Origin of the sequence: Sedimenticola selenatireducens DSM 17993 (assembly GCF_000428045.1) — a bacterium.
GTDB lineage: Bacteria > Pseudomonadota > Gammaproteobacteria > Chromatiales > Chromatiaceae > Sedimenticola > Sedimenticola selenatireducens.
Map to the genome: position 1 here is coordinate 227,776 of NZ_ATZE01000001.1, position 15,716 is coordinate 243,491.

20 protein-coding genes are annotated in these 15,716 nt (G+C 54.4%); 7 read left to right on the forward strand and 13 right to left on the reverse strand.

Annotation, left to right across the window (positions count from 1 at the left end; genetic code table 11):
* Positions 1 to 133 precede the first annotated feature (133 nt).
* From merA to A3GO_RS25605, 12 genes are all read right to left on the reverse strand, one after another.
* A complete protein-coding gene (gene merA / locus A3GO_RS0101115) occupies positions 134 to 1,765 on the reverse strand; it encodes a mercury(II) reductase (RefSeq protein WP_029131832.1) in 1,632 nt (543 codons plus the stop codon).
* The gene (merF, locus tag A3GO_RS0101120) at positions 1,762 to 2,013 is read right to left on the reverse strand and encodes a mercury resistance system transport protein MerF (RefSeq protein ID WP_029131833.1); all 252 of its coding nucleotides are present in this window, start codon (positions 2,011 to 2,013) and stop codon (positions 1,762 to 1,764) included. Before merF ends, merA begins: the two co-directional genes overlap by 4 nt.
* A complete protein-coding gene (gene merP / locus A3GO_RS0101125) occupies positions 2,010 to 2,288 on the reverse strand; it encodes a mercury resistance system periplasmic binding protein MerP (protein ID WP_029131834.1) in 279 nt (92 codons plus the stop codon). The genes merF and merP overlap by 4 nt, the downstream gene beginning before the upstream one ends.
* Positions 2,289 to 2,298: 10 nt before the next feature.
* Entirely contained in the window at positions 2,299 to 2,646 is a 348-nt protein-coding gene (locus A3GO_RS0101130; protein WP_029131835.1) for a mercuric transporter MerT family protein, read from the reverse strand.
* A gap of 69 nt (positions 2,647 to 2,715) precedes the next feature.
* Entirely contained in the window at positions 2,716 to 3,117 is a 402-nt protein-coding gene (merR, locus tag A3GO_RS0101135; RefSeq protein WP_029131836.1) for an Hg(II)-responsive transcriptional regulator, read from the reverse strand.
* Between the two features lie 103 nt (positions 3,118 to 3,220).
* A complete protein-coding gene (locus tag A3GO_RS25090) occupies positions 3,221 to 3,721 on the reverse strand; it encodes a c-type cytochrome (RefSeq protein WP_051301706.1) in 501 nt (166 codons plus the stop codon).
* Positions 3,722 to 3,733: 12 nt separating this feature from the next.
* On the reverse strand, positions 3,734 to 4,195 hold the full coding sequence (locus tag A3GO_RS0101145; protein WP_084609631.1) for a heavy metal-responsive transcriptional regulator: 462 nt from the start codon (positions 4,193 to 4,195) through the stop codon (positions 3,734 to 3,736).
* Positions 4,192 to 4,476: a thioredoxin family protein gene (locus tag A3GO_RS0101150; protein ID WP_037374484.1), complete on the reverse strand. Its 285-nt coding sequence runs from the start codon at positions 4,474 to 4,476 to the stop codon at positions 4,192 to 4,194. The genes A3GO_RS0101145 and A3GO_RS0101150 overlap by 4 nt, the downstream gene beginning before the upstream one ends.
* A gap of 44 nt (positions 4,477 to 4,520) precedes the next feature.
* Positions 4,521 to 5,513 (reverse strand): NHL repeat-containing protein, encoded by a 993-nt coding sequence (locus A3GO_RS0101155; protein ID WP_029131839.1) that lies wholly within the window; start codon positions 5,511 to 5,513, stop codon positions 4,521 to 4,523.
* A 23-nt stretch (positions 5,514 to 5,536) separates the two neighbouring features.
* Positions 5,537 to 6,466, reverse strand: coding sequence for a transporter (locus A3GO_RS0101160; protein ID WP_037374378.1), 930 nt, complete (start codon positions 6,464 to 6,466; stop codon positions 5,537 to 5,539).
* Between the two features lies 1 nt (position 6,467).
* Positions 6,468 to 6,764, reverse strand: a complete 297-nt coding sequence (locus tag A3GO_RS0101165) for a heavy-metal-associated domain-containing protein (protein ID WP_037374379.1) — start codon at positions 6,762 to 6,764, stop codon at positions 6,468 to 6,470.
* A gap of 593 nt (positions 6,765 to 7,357) precedes the next feature.
* Complete coding sequence (locus tag A3GO_RS25605; protein ID WP_084609633.1) at positions 7,358 to 7,723, reverse strand: ArsR/SmtB family transcription factor; 366 nt, start codon at positions 7,721 to 7,723, stop codon at positions 7,358 to 7,360.
* A gap of 211 nt (positions 7,724 to 7,934) precedes the next feature.
* On the opposite strand from A3GO_RS25605, the gene A3GO_RS22005 reads away from it, so the two are divergent.
* The 6 genes from A3GO_RS22005 to A3GO_RS25105 all read left to right on the forward strand — a co-directional run bounded on the left by A3GO_RS22005 (position 7,935) and on the right by A3GO_RS25105 (position 12,913).
* Complete coding sequence (locus A3GO_RS22005; RefSeq protein WP_051301740.1) at positions 7,935 to 8,798, forward strand: cation diffusion facilitator family transporter; 864 nt, start codon at positions 7,935 to 7,937, stop codon at positions 8,796 to 8,798.
* A gap of 92 nt (positions 8,799 to 8,890) precedes the next feature.
* The gene (locus A3GO_RS25095) at positions 8,891 to 9,934 is read left to right on the forward strand and encodes a DsbA family protein (RefSeq protein ID WP_084609634.1); all 1,044 of its coding nucleotides are present in this window, start codon (positions 8,891 to 8,893) and stop codon (positions 9,932 to 9,934) included.
* Between the two features lie 80 nt (positions 9,935 to 10,014).
* Positions 10,015 to 10,590: an SCO family protein gene (locus A3GO_RS22015; protein ID WP_051301707.1), complete on the forward strand. Its 576-nt coding sequence runs from the start codon at positions 10,015 to 10,017 to the stop codon at positions 10,588 to 10,590.
* An 11-nt stretch (positions 10,591 to 10,601) separates the two neighbouring features.
* Entirely contained in the window at positions 10,602 to 11,036 is a 435-nt protein-coding gene (locus tag A3GO_RS25100) for a copper chaperone PCu(A)C (RefSeq protein WP_281179355.1), read from the forward strand.
* A 28-nt stretch (positions 11,037 to 11,064) separates the two neighbouring features.
* Positions 11,065 to 11,421, forward strand: a complete 357-nt coding sequence (locus tag A3GO_RS0101200) for a hypothetical protein (protein WP_157606660.1) — start codon at positions 11,065 to 11,067, stop codon at positions 11,419 to 11,421.
* A gap of 67 nt (positions 11,422 to 11,488) precedes the next feature.
* A complete protein-coding gene (locus A3GO_RS25105; RefSeq protein ID WP_169720345.1) occupies positions 11,489 to 12,913 on the forward strand; it encodes a metal ABC transporter solute-binding protein, Zn/Mn family in 1,425 nt (474 codons plus the stop codon).
* A 134-nt stretch (positions 12,914 to 13,047) separates the two neighbouring features.
* Here A3GO_RS25105 and A3GO_RS0101210 read toward each other — a convergent pair whose 3' ends face one another.
* Entirely contained in the window at positions 13,048 to 14,439 is a 1,392-nt protein-coding gene (locus tag A3GO_RS0101210; protein ID WP_335339994.1) for an MFS transporter, read from the reverse strand.
* 732 nt (positions 14,440 to 15,171) lie between these two features.
* Here A3GO_RS0101210 and A3GO_RS22025 point away from each other — a divergent pair.
* A complete protein-coding gene (locus A3GO_RS22025) occupies positions 15,172 to 15,705 on the forward strand; it encodes a c-type cytochrome (RefSeq protein ID WP_084609638.1) in 534 nt (177 codons plus the stop codon).
* Positions 15,706 to 15,716: the final 11 nt, after the last annotated feature.

Consider the following 15,716-nt stretch of genomic DNA (forward strand, 5'->3'; position numbering starts at 1 on the left):
GTTCCTCCGTTAGAGCTATCAAGGTTTTTCTAAGCGTGTTGGTCGAAGAGTGATTCTGGTGGACGGCAATAACTGGCGGGTACTCGTATCGGGGAAGTGTATCAACAGCATCACAACTCGCCTCAAGCACCCTTCAGCCCGCACAGCAAGAGAGCTGCTTAACGTCCTTGGTGAAGGTCTGGGCGCAGAGCTTTAACCCTTCCACCATGGTAAGATAGGGGAACAGTTGATCCGCCAATCCTTGTACCGTCATGCGGTTACGGATGGCCAGTGCGGCCGTCTGGATTATTTCACTGCCCTCGGCGGCCAGCACCTGGCAGCCGAGAATCCTGCCGCTCTCCTTTTCCGCCACCAGCTTGATGAATCCACGGTTGTCGAAATTCGCCAATGCGCGGGGGACATTTTCCAGTTCGAGGATACGGCTTTCCACTTCGATCCCCTGGTCTGCTGCCTGTGCTTGGGTGAGCCCCACGTTTGCGACCTGCGGATCGGTGAACACCACTGCGGGCATGGTGCTCAGGTCCAGTGCGGCGTCGCCACCGGTCATGTTGACGGCAGCGCGGGTACCCGCCGCGGCAGCGACATAAACATACTGCGGCTGGTTGGTGCAGTCCCCGGCGGCGTAGATCTGTTCAACTGAGGTGCGCATATGGTTGTCGACAATAATGGCGCCGTTGCGCCCAGACGCAACACCGGCCTGTTCAAGCCTCAGCCTGCCGGTGTTGGGTTTACGACCTGTGGCAACCAGCAATCTGTCGCATCGTATCTTTCCGATTTTCGTTTCAGGGATAAATTCCTTACCATCATGCGCTACCGCATCGGGGAGGGTGTGCAGCAGTACCCGTGCACCTTCTTCCTCAAACACATTGACCAGAGCAGTACCGATGGCCGGGTCTTCCTTCGACAGGAAAGTGCTGCGCGCCATGATGGTGATTTGGCTACCCAAACGCAGAAAGGCCTGGGCCAGTTCCAGTGCGACGACAGAGGCGCCGATGACCACCAGGTGCTTGGGGATCTGTTCTGCAACCAGCGCTTCGGTCGACGTCCAGTAGGGTGTCTCCTTCAGACCGGGGATGCCGGGAATGGCGGGGCGAGCGCCGGTCGCGATCAGTACCCGGTCTGCGCTTAATCTTGTCTCTGATCCGTCAGTGTGGCTGACAATCAGTGTGTGGGAATCGGCAAAGCTCGCCCAGCCCCGGATCAGCTCAATGTTGGGATGCGTATCGAGAATGTTTTCATACTTGGTGTGGCGCAGCTCTTCGACCCGGTCTTGCTGCTGGCGAACCATCGCAGCACGGTCAATGGAGGGACGGTTCAGTGGAATGCCAGTAAAGGCATGATTAGCTTGCAGGTGCGTGATGTGTGCGCCACGAATCAAAATTTTTGACGGCACGCAGCCCACGTTCACACAGGTGCCACCGATCTGGTTGCTGCCTTCGATGAGCGTTACCCTTGCTCCAAGTTCTGCCGCCTTGATGGCTGCGGCAAAAGCGCCCGAGCCGGTGCCGATGATCGCCACCCTCAGGCCGGCGTTGTCCTTTGTTTGTGTTGTATCTTCGTGATCGATCAGCAGGCGCGCGCCATAGCCCTCGGCCTCCACCGCCTCGAGTATTCGCTCGGTTTCGATTGAATCAGCAGCCTCTATTCGTGCCATCCCGCTCTCGTAGCAGACATCGGCCCGGATGCCGGGTAGAGCATCTAATGCCTCTTTGACAGCTTGCGCGCAGTGCCCGCAGGTCATGCCGTCTATTTTAATTTTGATCAAGACTCGTCACCTTTGTGGGCTGGGGTACAACACTCTTCTGCCTGACGGCGGCGCCAGACGGCATAGATCGTCAGGCCCAGAAACAGGGCAAGTGCCGGCAGCAGCACATAATCCAGATAACCCGAGATTGCCGACAGGCCAACCACCCCGAGTAGAACGATCAGAACCGGTGTAAAGCAGCAGAGTGCGGCCACGACCGTACCAATCACGCCGACCCGCAGCAGAATATCTGGGTTTGGCGGGTTCATGGCCTCACCGTGGATGGGTATCCCACATTTTCCGTGGCTTTCGTCAATGCCTCGGTTGCGGTGACCTGGTCATCGAAAATGACGGTGGCGCTCATGCTGTCGTAGTCCACCTCAGCGCTTTTTACACCATCGACTTTCTCCAGCGCCTTGCGCACCGTGATCGGACAGACCGGGCAGTTCATTCCCGGAACGGAGAGGGTGATCGATCGCTCTGTTGCCCAGACGGGTACGGTCAACTGGCTTGCCAGCATCAGTGTCAGAAAAAGATGTTTCATATTGAACTCCTCAGACAATCAGGGGGATCCAGTAGGGGCTTGCCACCAATACGGTAGCTATGAAAAGCACACCCCAAAATATCTGACGATAGCGCCGCCTGGTGGCGGGTAAAGCGCAGACACTGCCTTCCGGGCATCGCGCTATCGGGCGATAGAGTTGCCAGCCGGCCCAGGCGAGCATGACAGCGACAACACCAATGAAGATAGGACGGTAGGGTTCGAAGGCGGTCAATCCACTGACCCAGGATCCTCCGATGCCCAGCATAAGAAGAACCAACGGGCCGGCACAGCAGATGCTGGCGCCTATCGCTGCTGCAATCCCGCCAATGAGCGGAAGGGTGGGTGTCTCTTTTTGCATACTCGTACTCGTACTCGTACTCGATTCTCATTCGTAGTACGAGTGTAGAGTCCGTACCTTAGTACGGAGTCAAGTTTTTGAGTTATCCCCTAGCAACGTGTGGATTAGCGGGCAGGACTGATTGTCCGGTGTCGACTGGCAGCGCTGCATCCAGGCATCGAGCCCGCTGGCCAGGCGTTCCAGATCCGCCATTTTTTGCCGTATCACAGTCAGCTTGTGAGTTGCGATCTGCTGTACGTCGCGGCACTGGCCTTCATCGATTTCCAGCAGGGTCTCTATCTCATCCAGGCTAAACCCCAGTTCCTGGGCACGTTTGATGAAGCGAATCCTGTCCAGGGATTCTTCGGAGTAGCACCTGTATCCTTCATCCGGTTTTTCAGGCTGCGCCACCAGTCCACGCCGCTCGTAATAGCGGACGGTCTCAACGTTGATGCCGGCTGCTTTGGCAAGTTGTCCGATGGTTCGTTCCATACTGCCCTCATGCTGCTGGCTGTCACCCGGATTGTCTATTATTGAACATCCCGTTTCAGCGCCGTGGCACAAATTGATCAATCGCGTAAACGTGCTTCGCCGCTCACAGCCTTCGTAGATAGAGGATGATTTCCCATATCTGCTCTTCGCTCAGTACGGCCTTGAATACCGGCATGGCGGTTCCCAATGGCGCACCACCTTCCGCAATCGTCCAGTAGAGATACCCGTCGGACGCCATCGGCATTTTGCTGAATGCGGCAATGTTGGCAGGCCGTGGATTCAGGCTTTTCCCGGCTTCTCCGTCGCCGCGGCCGGAGGCGCCATGACAAGCCGCGCAATTGCCTGTGTACAAGGATTCTCCACTAGCAATCTTGCTTGGTGTGGGGGGCAGAGGATTCGTTTTGGACGCATACGCTTTGCCTACGCCATTCATCATCACATAACGATGACGAATCATGGACATGTTCATCATGCCCTGGCCACGCATCATTCCGTCTCCCCGCATCATTCCCCTGTCGCCCATCATACCCATTTGCGCCAGCGTTGCCGCCACGATGAAAAACAGGGCAAGAAAGGCAGCGATGCCGATAACTATGGTTCTCATGGCTATCTCCTATCAGGATCTATCCAGGTCTTCGATGATCGGGCAACCTGCCTCGGTGCTGCGACAGAGGTTGAGCAGCAGTGTCAGCTCTTTGCGCAGGGTTTCGAGTTCTTTCATGTGACCTTCGACTTCATCGAGCTTCCGGTGCGTCAACTCGCGAACCTCGTCGCGGGCGTGTTGAGGATCCTCCCGCATCTCCAGAAGCCGGGCGATCTCCTCCAGGGAGAAATTCATCGCCTTGGCGCGTTGGATGAACCGCAGTCGCGAAAGATCGTGGTCATCGTAGGCACGGATTCCGGACGCCGAGCGGCTGACCGGTCGCAGCAGATGGATCTTCTCGTAATACCGCAGGGTGTCGGCAGTGAGGCCGGTCAGACACGACATCTCACCTATGCGATATTGGGACTGGCCGGCATCCTGCTTGTGGTTCTGCGATTTCGAACTTCGCTCAGTCGTTGATGGTGCCGTGCTCATGCGCTGTTTGTCCCCGGTTCGGCAGTGAGGTATCGTTCGAATTCAGTGCGCAACGCGTTGATCGAAGGCAGGCCGGTAAATCTGAGTCGGCCATCTATGGCAATGGCGGGGGTAGCAAGCACGCCCAGTTCAACCGCGTAATCGAACTCGTCAACCACATTGACCTCCCGCCAATCGATCCGGTCGGCGCTCATCTCCTTGGCCAGTTGGCGCAGCAAGTCGATCACTCTGCCGCATTGGCCACAGCTAGGCGAGGCGAACACTTCAACCTTGATCGTCATATCCGTCATCTCCAACCGGTTGGAGTGGGTTTCAACTCTGGAGTTCACTCCAGGACATTGGTAGGCCGCGTGGGTCGCCATTTCTCAATGCGATTGGCATCGTAGTTGGCCACGTAGACTGTGCTGTCATTGTCCACGTCCACCGCGATGGCGCTGTGGGCCGGACCGGTGGCCGGTGTACCGAAGGCAGTGAGAAAGGTGCCGTCGGGCAGGAACTTCTGCACCCGGTCATAGTAATAATCGGCGGCGAACAGATTGCCATCCGGACCCAGAGCGATAGAGGTGACGGTGGCGAACCAACCGTTGAACGGCCCATGGATATTCATCCCGAACGGGCCGCCCCACTTGCGTAGAAATTCCCCATCCGGCCCAAACACCTGGATGCGGTCGTTGTAACCATCGGCGATGTAGATGGTTCCATCCGAAGCGACGGCGACATCCGTCGGGTAGTTGAACTCCTCCGCCCAGAGGCCAATCTTTCCGGTTTGCCCCCACTGGGAGACTAAACGCCCGTCCGGCTTCAGGTGCTGGACGCGTTGGTTGTAGAAATCCGCCACGTAGAGATCGCCGTTCTGGGCCACGGCCACACCGCCCGGAGAACTGAATTCACCGGGATCGCTGCCCGCGCGTCCGATGCTTCGTCGCGGTGTGCCGTCCAGGGCGAAGACCTCGATGCGGTCGTTCCAGTAGTCCGCCACGTAGAGCTCATCCTGGTGGACAGTGAGGTTCATCGGCCGGCCAAGTTGGTTAGTTTCGTCGTCCTTGCCGCCGAACTGGCGCTTAAAATGCCCCTCAGTATCGAATACCTGAATGCGGGCGTTGCGCGCGTCACTGACAAAGACCTCATCGTCGTGCACTGCTATCCCGGTGGGCTCGTTGAATTGCCCCGGTCCTGATCCCTGCTCGCCCCAAGTTGCGAAGAGCGAATAGGACGGCACTCTCGGCGATGGCGCCCAGATGAACCAGGCGACCGCCAGAACACCCGCAAGACTCCCCGCGACCATAACCGCCACTTTCAGAGCGCTGCTCCATTTCATGGTTACTATGCTCTCCTTGCGGTTCAGAAGTTGAAGCGGATGCTGAAGCGAGCGATGTAGTCATTCTCCAGCGCCGTGCCGTTGAGATCCTGGAGGACGGGGATCTGTACCGTGCCCTCCACAATCCAGCGTTTGCTGACGTATTGAATGCCGGGGGTCAAAAACAGTCGCGTACCGCCGGAGTTGGGATCCGTGCTTCCGTTGATACGGTCTTTCCCCTGATGTACCAGGTTGGCCTCGATTACCCCGTAGAGAAAATCGGGCAGACCAGTGGTCAGCGTTTGCGGCCACAGCCGGTACTGCATTGAGCCGTCGAGGCGTGCCACATCGCCAGCCTCGAAGCTGTTGGCCTTGTTGTTGGCCTGATAACTGAGCTGAGTATCCACCTGGTAGTCCAGCGTCTGGTACGTTGCCACCACGCCGACCAGCGGATCCCAGGAACCCGAGCCCAGCTGTACGCTGGGCGGCAGCGGGCCGAGGGCGTCGCGTTCATCGTCGTCGCCGGTGGGTGCTTTGACGCCGGCGAACGGCGCCACCCGGAAGTTACGCCCCGGCCAGTCCCGCTGAACCAGCGTGTAGCGGCCGAACAGGGTGAGGTCGCCAAAGCCGCTGGCGCTTCGCGTCACACGCCGGCCGCCAACCACGACATCCAGTTCATTATCGAAGTAGGGCAACACGCCGAACAGCGCCAGCCTGCCGGTGGCACCGTAACCCAAGACGGTCACGGCGGCCTGGGAGCGTCGGTCCCGGTCCAAACCGCTCGGGTCGTCGCCGGACTGATTGACGACGACCTGTTCGCGGGCGATGAATTCGCCCTTGGCTACAGGCAGCGCCGTGTTGAAGGTGATAGGAGCGCCCCGGGCCCGGTCGATCCACCCTCCGGTGCCGATCAACAGGACGGCCAGAGTGGCCGACCAGCCCTTGTTCACACGGTCTGCGCGTGCTTCGTTCATGTCACTCCCCCTCTGCTATCCGCGAGAATGAACGTAGCGTGAAGCCGGCGTCTTTCACTTTTTCCCGGGCAGTTTGTTCCGATAGCTGTGCCTCTTTGGTCATCGTGACCAGGATACGTCCTTGTTGGATGTCAACGTGGAGCTTCACCACGCCTTCGATCGCGCCGAGCTTCTTTTCGATTCCGTAGGCACAAAAGGGGCATGCGAGCCCGTCCACCTGCAGGGCGTACTGTTTTCCCGCGGCCAGGGTGGCCAGGTTCCAGAGCAACAACACCGGTACTATCAGATGGCGTTTCATCACATCACCTCGTTAGACCAGCTCCGAATTTGCAGATGTTTCTGCCAGGGATGGGAGATTTCACTGTGGTATGTAGCTTACAAGTTGGAGTGGACTCCAAGTCAAATCTCTCTTCTACAAATTTCTGCCGTACGTGATTGCAGCCGTAGGCGGGATTGATTTGATATTTGTAAAAACAGGAAAAAAAAGAAAAGTGCGATATACGTTGCACGCGCTTACCGGGGCTGGAATAGGAGTTATGTAGTCGATCCTGAATAACTCAGTTTTCAAACCGTCTCTGAATGAAGTTTTGAGGCATTGCCGTTATCAGGCACGGGTTACACCACTCTAACCACTGAATTATTGGGTATCTACGTCGAATTAGTATTCGAGCCACGACGGGGAGTTAATAAAGTCCACGGCACTGAGTTTGCTGTGTGCGTGATTTTTACGGGGAATAGTCCTGCACAGTAATGCTTGGTTATGTGAAGTCTTGCAAAGGACGTCCGGTTCCTATCAGGGCAATCACTTGAGCTGCAAAAAGCTTGCGGAAGCTGGCATTGCGCAGCGGATTCATCTGATTCTTCAAGAAGTCGACAGCCGAAAATCTATCACTACTCATCATCATGAGAATCGGGTTCGGCTACATGTTCCAGCATATCGGCGATCACGCGGCTTACGTGTTGATCCGCCGCAGAGTAATAGATCTGTTTTCCCCGTCGTTGCCCCCGGAGGACACGAGCTGCACGCAGCAGGCGGAGATGATGACTGACGAGAGAGTTGGAGAGGCCGAGGTGTACGGCGATATCGCCCACGCTCGTCGGTGTCTCCAGGCAAGCGAGAATGATGCGGAGCCGGCTTGGGTCTCCCATCAGGCGAAACATCTCAGCGAGTTCGGTTGCGAGGTCCTCGCTGACCTCTGGTATTGGTGATGGGTTTATCGGTTGATCTGGCATATTTAAACAATAACAATTGAACATGTGTTCATGTGTGATTATAATCGGGCTTCCAATGTGTGACTACAGCACGACACAGAAAGATTCGATGCCATTATGAACCCTGTCCGATTCATTTGCCTACCATTTCCTGGGTGCCGAGATGCATTCTCATTCATCCCACCATTCTGAGCACTCTGGCCATTCCCACCATTCCCATGGGGCGGGGGCGGTCTCGTTTGACGACGAACGGCGCGTGGCACGGGCGATGTTCCTGACCATCGGCTTCATGGTCGTCGAGGTTGTTGGTGGCGTTATCGCAGGCTCGTTAGCGCTGCTTGCCGATGCCGGTCACATGCTTACCGATTCTGCTGCTCTGGCTTTGGCATGGCTTGCCTTCCGTATAGCCCGTCGTCCGCCGGACATGCAACGCTCCTACGGATACCACCGTTTTCCGGTGCTAGCCGCGTTCGTGAACGGCGTGACCCTGGTCGGCATTGTTGTCTGGATAGCGGTTGAAGCAGTTCAGCGTCTGAATAACCCGGTTGAAGTGCTTGGTGGCGTCATGATGGGAGTAGCCATTGTTGGACTGCTGGTCAATATTGTCGCTTTTCGAATTCTGCATGGCGGACATAAGGAGAACCTGAATATTCAAGGAGCATTGCTTCACGTAATCGGAGATATGCTCGGCTCCGTCGCGGCTATTGTGGCATCGGTCGTTATTTTCTATACGGGATGGACGCCGATAGACCCTATTCTGTCGTTGTTTGTCGCATTGCTTATCCTGCGCAGTGGATGGATGCTGGTGCGGCGATCGAGCCACGTTCTGATGCAGGGGACGCCGGACAATCTCGAGCCTGATGAAGTGAAGCGGGTTATCCTGCAGACCGTATCCGAGGTGGATGATGTTCACCATATGCATGTCTGGTCTCTCACATCCGGCCACCCTGTCATGACGATGCATGCGCATATAACGAACAGCGCGAATCAGGAGCAGATACTCACCGATATTCTTGCCTGTCTCAAGCAGCACTTTCATATCAGCCATGCGACTGTGCAGCTTGAGTATGGCAAATGCCTTGACGAAGATGGATGTGAAACGGGACTGAAATGTAGCTGATGAATTGCCCCGACCGCTTATGATTCAACTGAATAACCGGATTCCTAACCTAAATATTAATGACATGCCACCCTGGTGGAAGAGAGAAATAGATGTTGAGAGATTTAAGGATAATTCGCACTGTGATTATTGGTGCTGGAATAATACTGATGGGAATGGGTGTGTCTGCTTGGTCATCGGAGACCGACAACAACGCAGAGTTATCTCCAACAATATTCAAATTGGATGGAGTTGAGTACAGGGAATCTGACTTGTCGGACTCGCTGAAGCAGGTGCTCTATGATGCGAAGCTCAAATATTATAAAGAGCGAATCAATGTCATCGACTCGGCAGTGCTGGAACTCGAGATTGAAAGAAGGGCTGTGGAATCCGGCAAAACCAAGGAAGGAATTGAAAAAGAAACCCTCGCAGTTCCGGCACCTGATGATGCGGACATCGAAATGTTTTACGAAAGCAATAAGGCCCGTATCGGCTATCCACTCGATATGGTGCAAGACCAGTTACGTGAGTTGCTGGTCCAACGGGAAAAAGAGGAGAAGAGAGTAGAGATTATCTCTGAAGCAAAGCGTAGCCGCGCCTTTGTCCTGGCGCTCCAAGCTCCTGTCGCACCCGAGGTCAAGATTGCGATAGAAGGGTTCCCCATCAAGGGAGATCCCAATGCGAAAGTTACCATCATTGAGTTCGCAGATTACCAGTGCCCCCATTGTAAGACCGCAGCGAGCGCGATCAGTCAGATTGTCAAGCGCTACGGTAATGATGTGCGGGTGGTTTATATGGATTTTCCGATAAACCGCTCGGGAATTTCCAGAGCCGTTGCCGAAGGAGCAGCATGTGCGGACCGACAGGGAAAATTCTGGCCCTATCATGATCTCGCTTTCGAGCAGCAGAATAAATTGGACCGTGACTCTGGTATTGGGTTTGCAAAAGAGCTGGGGATCGATGTCGATGCGTTTAAGGACTGTTTAAACTCACGGTTTCCACAAGATCGGATCGCAAAAGCCGAAAGTGAGGCACTCCGTCTTGGATTGAAATCTACCCCAACACTCTTCTTGAACGGGCGCCAGCTTCATCTGCATGATTTGGATGCTGAGCTTTCAGAGGCTGTTGAACAGGCTATTGCGGAGGGAGGGACTTGAGAAATTTGCGCCTAAGTCGGGGAACTGTTTCATACCCACTTGTTATAGTCCTTCTTCTTACCGCAGCAGCAGCGGGATTCGTGGTTTCCCAGGCATTCAATGAAAGAAAATCGCCGGGGCCGGAGATTCTGGGTTTTCTATGGCCCGCTCCGAAACCATTGGCGCCATTTGAGCTGGTATCAACAAAGGATGAGACTTTCAGTATCGATTCGCTCAAAGGCCATTGGACCTTCATGTTCTTTGGTTATACGTCGTGCCCGGATGTGTGTCCAACAGCGCTAACGAAACTGACCGGTGTGGTAAAGAATCTGCGTTCTAAAGGGGCGGACGATGATGTACAGGTCGTATTCGTTTCCGTGGATCCGGTACGGGATACGATCGCGCGCATGCAACAATATGTCGGCTATTTCGACAAGTCATTTGTCGGGGCGACTGCTGCGCTCGAACAGCTGGATGTGCTTACCCGTCAACTCGGTATTCTGCATGAACGGACTGCTCCCGACGACAGTGGGAGCTATCTGGTCGACCATACTGCTTCAGTGATGCTGATTGACCCATCGGCTCGCCTGGTGGGCGTTTTTTCCGCGCCGCTGGAGGTGGAAAGTATCACATCGCGCTTTCAATCCATGCGAGCATTTCTGGAAAAGCAGATATGAACTTTAACATAATGGTTTTATTCGCTGGGCTCTGCTTCTCATTCGCCAGTAATGCGATTGCAGCCAGAGAGCCATCCTATCAGATAGAAAACCAATGGGTTCGGGAAGCGCCGCCCATGGCCTCGATGCTGGCCGGTTATCTCCAGATCAGGAATACCACGGATCGTGCGGCTATGCTCATCGATGTTAGCAGTCCGGAGTTCCGGAAAGTGGAGATACACCGGACGGAAGTGGAAAACGGTATTGCCCGCATGGTTCGCCAGGAAAGCGTCCAAGTTCCTGCAAACGGGGTATTGGTGTTTGAGCCCGGTAGCTACCATTTGATGCTGATGATGCCGACGGCCCCACTCAATGCCGGAGATACCGTCAGTTTTCGATTTGAATTCGAAGGAGGTCGGTCGTTTGATGTGATCGCACCCGTAAAGAGGGCGGATAGTCCGAACTGAGTACTATCTGACTATCGACCTCATTCTCATGAACCTGGACAGAGCAAGTAAATCAATGATGAGAGTTTTATTCGGAATTATTTCGGTTGCAGCGTTGTTTTCGCTGCCTGCCGCAGCTGTTACCGAGGCGCAGTTCGACAAGATAAAGAGTCTTGGCCATTTGAACGGAGTAGCCCTCCATTGCCGGTTTCTGGACGAGACCCGGCGTATGAAGGAGGTGTTGATCAAAACGCTTCCCAAGCGGAGAGAGCTGGGGCTTGCATTTGATGAGCAGACCAATTCTTCGTTCATGAAATTTATCAGCGATAATCAGAGTTGTCCCGACAGATTGAAATTTAGCCACAATGTGGATTCCGCGATCAAAGCGTTGGAAGAGGCATTCTGAGGTGGTTTTTTCTGATTCACGTTATTCAGTTTTCTGTTTCAAACAATTCAAACAATTCGGACAATTCATGTTGGTGATTAGACGCTACTCGATATGCCGTCTGATGCTGCTTGTGCTGATGATTCCAATTTCCAGTCAGGCGGAAGAGCGCACATTCAAAGTTGTGGTCAGCATCAAACCTGTGCATTCGATTTTGGCCTCGCTGATGAAAGGAGGAGATGAACCGATATTGTTGGTTTCCGGGAGCGGATCACCTTTCGAGCATCAGCTGACCGATTCGCAGAAAAAGCAGATAGTGGATGCGGATATGCTGGTCTGGACTGGACCAGAACTTGAGGCTTTCATGATTGAGGCGGTTGAAGAACTAAGCGGTAAAACCAAAGTAGTGGAACTGCTCGACCAGACTGCCCTGAAGATTCTTCCGCACTGTTGCAAGGAAAATGCACGTGATCCGTTTTTCTGGATGGACAGCCGTAATATCCTCATACTGACAGACGAGCTTGCCCGGATGCTAATGGATGCAAATCCGGCAAGGGCCCATCTCTATCAACGCAACCGGCGCGAACTGAACGCGAAGCTGGCGGAGATAGACCGCCGCTACGAATACGGCTACCGTGGCTTGAGCCAGGGGGTCGTGCTGCTCTATTACGACAGCCTGCAATATTTCTCCCAGGCTTATGCGATGCGCCTGGGGGATGTGTTGTCCCAGCTGCCGCCCGCACCGGTGCCAGCAGAGAAACTGTTGCAAGCGCGCAGTAACATCAGCAACGGCAGCGTCCAATGCGTACTCACGGAAGCAGGAATGCCGGCAAACCACCTCTCCCTTTTAACGAATGGATTGTCGGTCAATATCGGAGAATTGGACAGCTTTGGAAGGCGCTTCCAGCCGGGACCTGAGCTCTATGCACAGATGATGGATTACAATACCGGGGTGATCAACACATGCCTGGGACGAAAGGGCCAGCCGAAAAACGTCTATCTTGACAGTGGCGGGACGGCACCCGGTGAAACGATAGGTGGGCCCTTCATGCTTACCGATCATTTTGGCAGACTTGTCACCGACAAGGATCTGCTGGGCAACTACCATATTCTCTTTTTTGGCTACACATACTGTCCGGACATCTGTCCCATATCGCTTCAAGTTTTAGCTCGGGCTCTGAAAGTTCTAGGCGATGAGGGAAATCGATTTGTACCTTGGTTCATTTCCGTTGATCCTGAACGTGACAAGGCGGAAAAGCTGCGTGAGTATGTAAACTATTTTGGCCAGAACATGGTTGGTTTAACAGGTAGTATCAGTATGATTGAAAGGGTTGCCAAGCAATATAAGGTCAGGTACGAAAAGGTGATGGAAGAGGGTGGCGATCCGATGCTCTATACAATGGATCACTCCGCCAGCCTGTTTCTGATTGGACCTGACGGCCGATTCATCACCAAGTTTGCAAACGGTATTACACCCCAAGCATTGGCCGACGGTTTGCAGGAATATAGATAGTCTTCGTCCAGAAACTATAATTTCCGTCGTTCCGGAGAATGCCGGAACCCAGCAACTTGTTGAATTCCCTGGATCCCGGCCTCCGCCGGTATGACGAGTTTCAAAAAAACATGTGTTTCCGGACGGACACTACCTTAAGGCGATGAAGCTTGGGGCCATACTGTATGGTGATCGTCGATGACATAGGCATGGGCATGCCTCACCGGCCGGTGACGATGGGGGTGGCTATGGGGTTCGGGTCCTTCCCAATCCTCATGGTCATGCGCGTGATGGGAATCGTGGGTGTGTTTGTGCTGGTGGTTTTTCTCCGCGTGTGTGTGCAACAGGATCACTTCATCATGCTTCGGCCATAACCGGGCGGCCAGGGTCGCAAACACTAGAATACAGGCAGCCAGCACCAGCGCTGTCGTCTCCACACCGAAGCGTGTCCCAAACAGTCCGGCCACCAGGTAGAAGAGGAGCCAGCAGGCATGGGAGAGGGCGAACTGGGCGGAAAAATAGGCGGACCGGTCCGCCGGAGACGAAGAGCGGTTTACCACCCGGCCCGCCGGTGTCTGCACCAATGACCACCCCACTCCGATTAGAAACCAGATGGGCAGTACGCTGGAGAATGACGGTCCGGTGGAGATAAGTCCAACACCCAGCGCCATCAACACGGCTCCAAGTAACATAACGGGTCGGTCCGGAACACGATCAAGTACTTTCGGAAGAGTGATCGCAGCGATCATGGAACCAAGTCCCGATGCACCCAGCGCCATGGCAACATCGCTCTCACTGCCCCCCAGGGTCTCACGGATATAAATAACTGTATTGACGATAATCATGGCACTGGCGCTGGCGACTCCCAGGTAGAGGGCCAGCAGGCCGCGCAGCCGCGGGGTCTTCAGGTAGGAGCGGATGCCGAAACTGATTTCGTCCCACACGGATCCCTGCCTGTAGACCTCTTGGTTTGGTGGCAGCACCGTGAAGATGATCAGCACGGCAGAGATCAGGAAGGCGAACGAGTTGGCAATGAACAGGCCGGTATAGGTAATAAACAGCAACGCAAGCCCGGCCAGCGCGGGGCTCAGAAGGTTTTCCAGGTCGTAAGCCAGGCGGGACATCGAGAGGGCGCGCGTATACTGGCGTTCATCCGGGAGGATGTCGGGAATGGTGGCGGTGAATACGGGCTTGAAACCTGCCGAGAAGAGACTCAGCAGAAAAATAAGCAGATATATCTGCCAGACTTCCGTCACGAATGGGATCGCCAGAATGATGCCCGCACGCACCAGGTCCATGGCAATCAGAAAAGGTTTCCGCAGAAAGCGGTGCGCCAGACCGCCCACGATGGGGGCAAATACCACGTAGGCCACCATCTTGAATGCCAGCGCGGTGCCCAGCACCGAGGCGGCATTCCCACCGGCCATATCATACGCCAGCAGCGTCAATGCAACCGTGCTCAAGCCGGTGCCGACCAGGGCAATCACCTGGGCTGCGAACAGCTTGCGGAAAGCGGCATCGTGCAGTGGATTCATATGGTTCATCATGGCACAGATTCCTGGGAAACCGACAATGACATCTTAATTGCTGGTTACCATCCAGGTAATATTCGAGACAACAGGAGAACGGCTCTTCGATATCTGGCTGTATAAAGCTGGTAGAAAGATTTCTGATCCTATTAATATTTTCACGAAACTTTCCCGTATGCTGATGGTCACTAAAATCTATAGCAGACAAAAAGCTGATCCATTGAAGATTTAATGTCAATCTGGCTGTTTGTTGACAGTGAGACGTAAAAGCATCAACATTTAATTCGAAATGCACAATAACTCGAAAATAATTATGGTTTTGCTGATCGTCCTCGCGATCGCACTGCTACCACTCCGCTTTGGACATGCGGTTGGAGTTGATGCTCATATAACGGCGGGAGAACCAAATTCGAGTCACCACGACATGCATGATTGTAATCTTGATGAGAACAGGCATGCATCTGATAGTTGTGATGGTTATTCACCAGACGGGTCATTAGTTGATGATTGTTGTGGTGATCAATGTTCAGGTGCCCAGCTCATCCTGACAAGCGTCTTCAATCTGCACTTTACCCCTTCACATAGTTACGATATGGCTTGGTCGCAATGGCTGCCAGAACCAATAGTCTCTGCTGAATTCCGGCCACCAATAAATCTCTCCTAACCAACCCTATTCAAATTGCAGGGTCTGTTGCACCTCTGCAAATAGGTATTTTTGGGCCGCTGGCCCCGGGTTAGGAGAACCCATCCTTGAAACTCAAAATTTTTGCTATTGGGCTGTTGCCCGTCGTGCTTGTCGCCTGTTCTTCTGAGCAGTCACCACCAAAAAACACAGCATCCTCTTTGCCCGAAACGGCAGTGTCGGCTGTTGTCTCCACTTCTCCTGTTATTGAAACGCTGGCTGCTGTAGAGCCACTCAAGCGTTGGTACGCTTTCCAGCATGTGAACCAGGGAGGCAAGGTCTACCAGGAAAACTGTGCATCTTGCCATGGCAAGCTGGGGGAGGGTGGCCCCGACTGGAAAAAAGTAGGACCCGATGGGAAATACCCGGCCCCGCCTCTCAACGGCACCGGTCACGCCTGGCACCACCCGCTGAAGATGTTGCTTCACGTTGTAAAAAACGGAAGTCCGGGAGGACAGGGCAATATGCCTCCCTGGGGAGAAAAACTTTCAGACGATGAAATGATCGCCGCTATTGCCTGGTTTCAGTCTAAGTGGCCCGATCAGATCTATGGCGCCTGGATGCAGCGGGAGGCGGCTTCGCTGAGCAATAAGAAGGGATGACGCAGCCCCAT

Bases quoted from the DNA above. Each gene is read 5' to 3' on its own strand.
- merF (WP_029131833.1), bottom strand. From the start codon at position 2,013: ATGAACCCGCCAAACCCAGATATTCTGCTGCGGGTCGGCGTGATTGGT.
- merP (WP_029131834.1), bottom strand. From the start codon at position 2,288: ATGAAACATCTTTTTCTGACACTGATGCTGGCAAGCCAGTTGACCGTA.
- A3GO_RS0101130 (WP_029131835.1), bottom strand. From the start codon at position 2,646: ATGCAAAAAGAGACACCCACCCTTCCGCTCATTGGCGGGATTGCAGCA.
- merR (WP_029131836.1), bottom strand. From the start codon at position 3,117: ATGGAACGAACCATCGGACAACTTGCCAAAGCAGCCGGCATCAACGTT.
- A3GO_RS25090 (WP_051301706.1), bottom strand. From the start codon at position 3,721: ATGAGAACCATAGTTATCGGCATCGCTGCCTTTCTTGCCCTGTTTTTC.
- A3GO_RS0101145 (WP_084609631.1), bottom strand. From the start codon at position 4,195: ATGAGCACGGCACCATCAACGACTGAGCGAAGTTCGAAATCGCAGAAC.
- A3GO_RS0101150 (WP_037374484.1), bottom strand. From the start codon at position 4,476: ATGACGATCAAGGTTGAAGTGTTCGCCTCGCCTAGCTGTGGCCAATGC.
- A3GO_RS0101155 (WP_029131839.1), bottom strand. From the start codon at position 5,513: ATGAAATGGAGCAGCGCTCTGAAAGTGGCGGTTATGGTCGCGGGGAGT.
- A3GO_RS0101160 (WP_037374378.1), bottom strand. From the start codon at position 6,466: ATGAACGAAGCACGCGCAGACCGTGTGAACAAGGGCTGGTCGGCCACT.
- A3GO_RS0101165 (WP_037374379.1), bottom strand. From the start codon at position 6,764: ATGAAACGCCATCTGATAGTACCGGTGTTGTTGCTCTGGAACCTGGCC.
- A3GO_RS25605 (WP_084609633.1), bottom strand. From the start codon at position 7,723: ATGTTCAATTGTTATTGTTTAAATATGCCAGATCAACCGATAAACCCA.
- A3GO_RS25095 (WP_084609634.1), top strand. From the start codon at position 8,891: ATGTTGAGAGATTTAAGGATAATTCGCACTGTGATTATTGGTGCTGGA.
- A3GO_RS25100 (WP_281179355.1), top strand. From the start codon at position 10,602: ATGGTTTTATTCGCTGGGCTCTGCTTCTCATTCGCCAGTAATGCGATT.
- A3GO_RS0101200 (WP_157606660.1), top strand. From the start codon at position 11,065: ATGAACCTGGACAGAGCAAGTAAATCAATGATGAGAGTTTTATTCGGA.
- A3GO_RS25105 (WP_169720345.1), top strand. From the start codon at position 11,489: ATGTTGGTGATTAGACGCTACTCGATATGCCGTCTGATGCTGCTTGTG.
- A3GO_RS0101210 (WP_335339994.1), bottom strand. From the start codon at position 14,439: ATGATGAACCATATGAATCCACTGCACGATGCCGCTTTCCGCAAGCTG.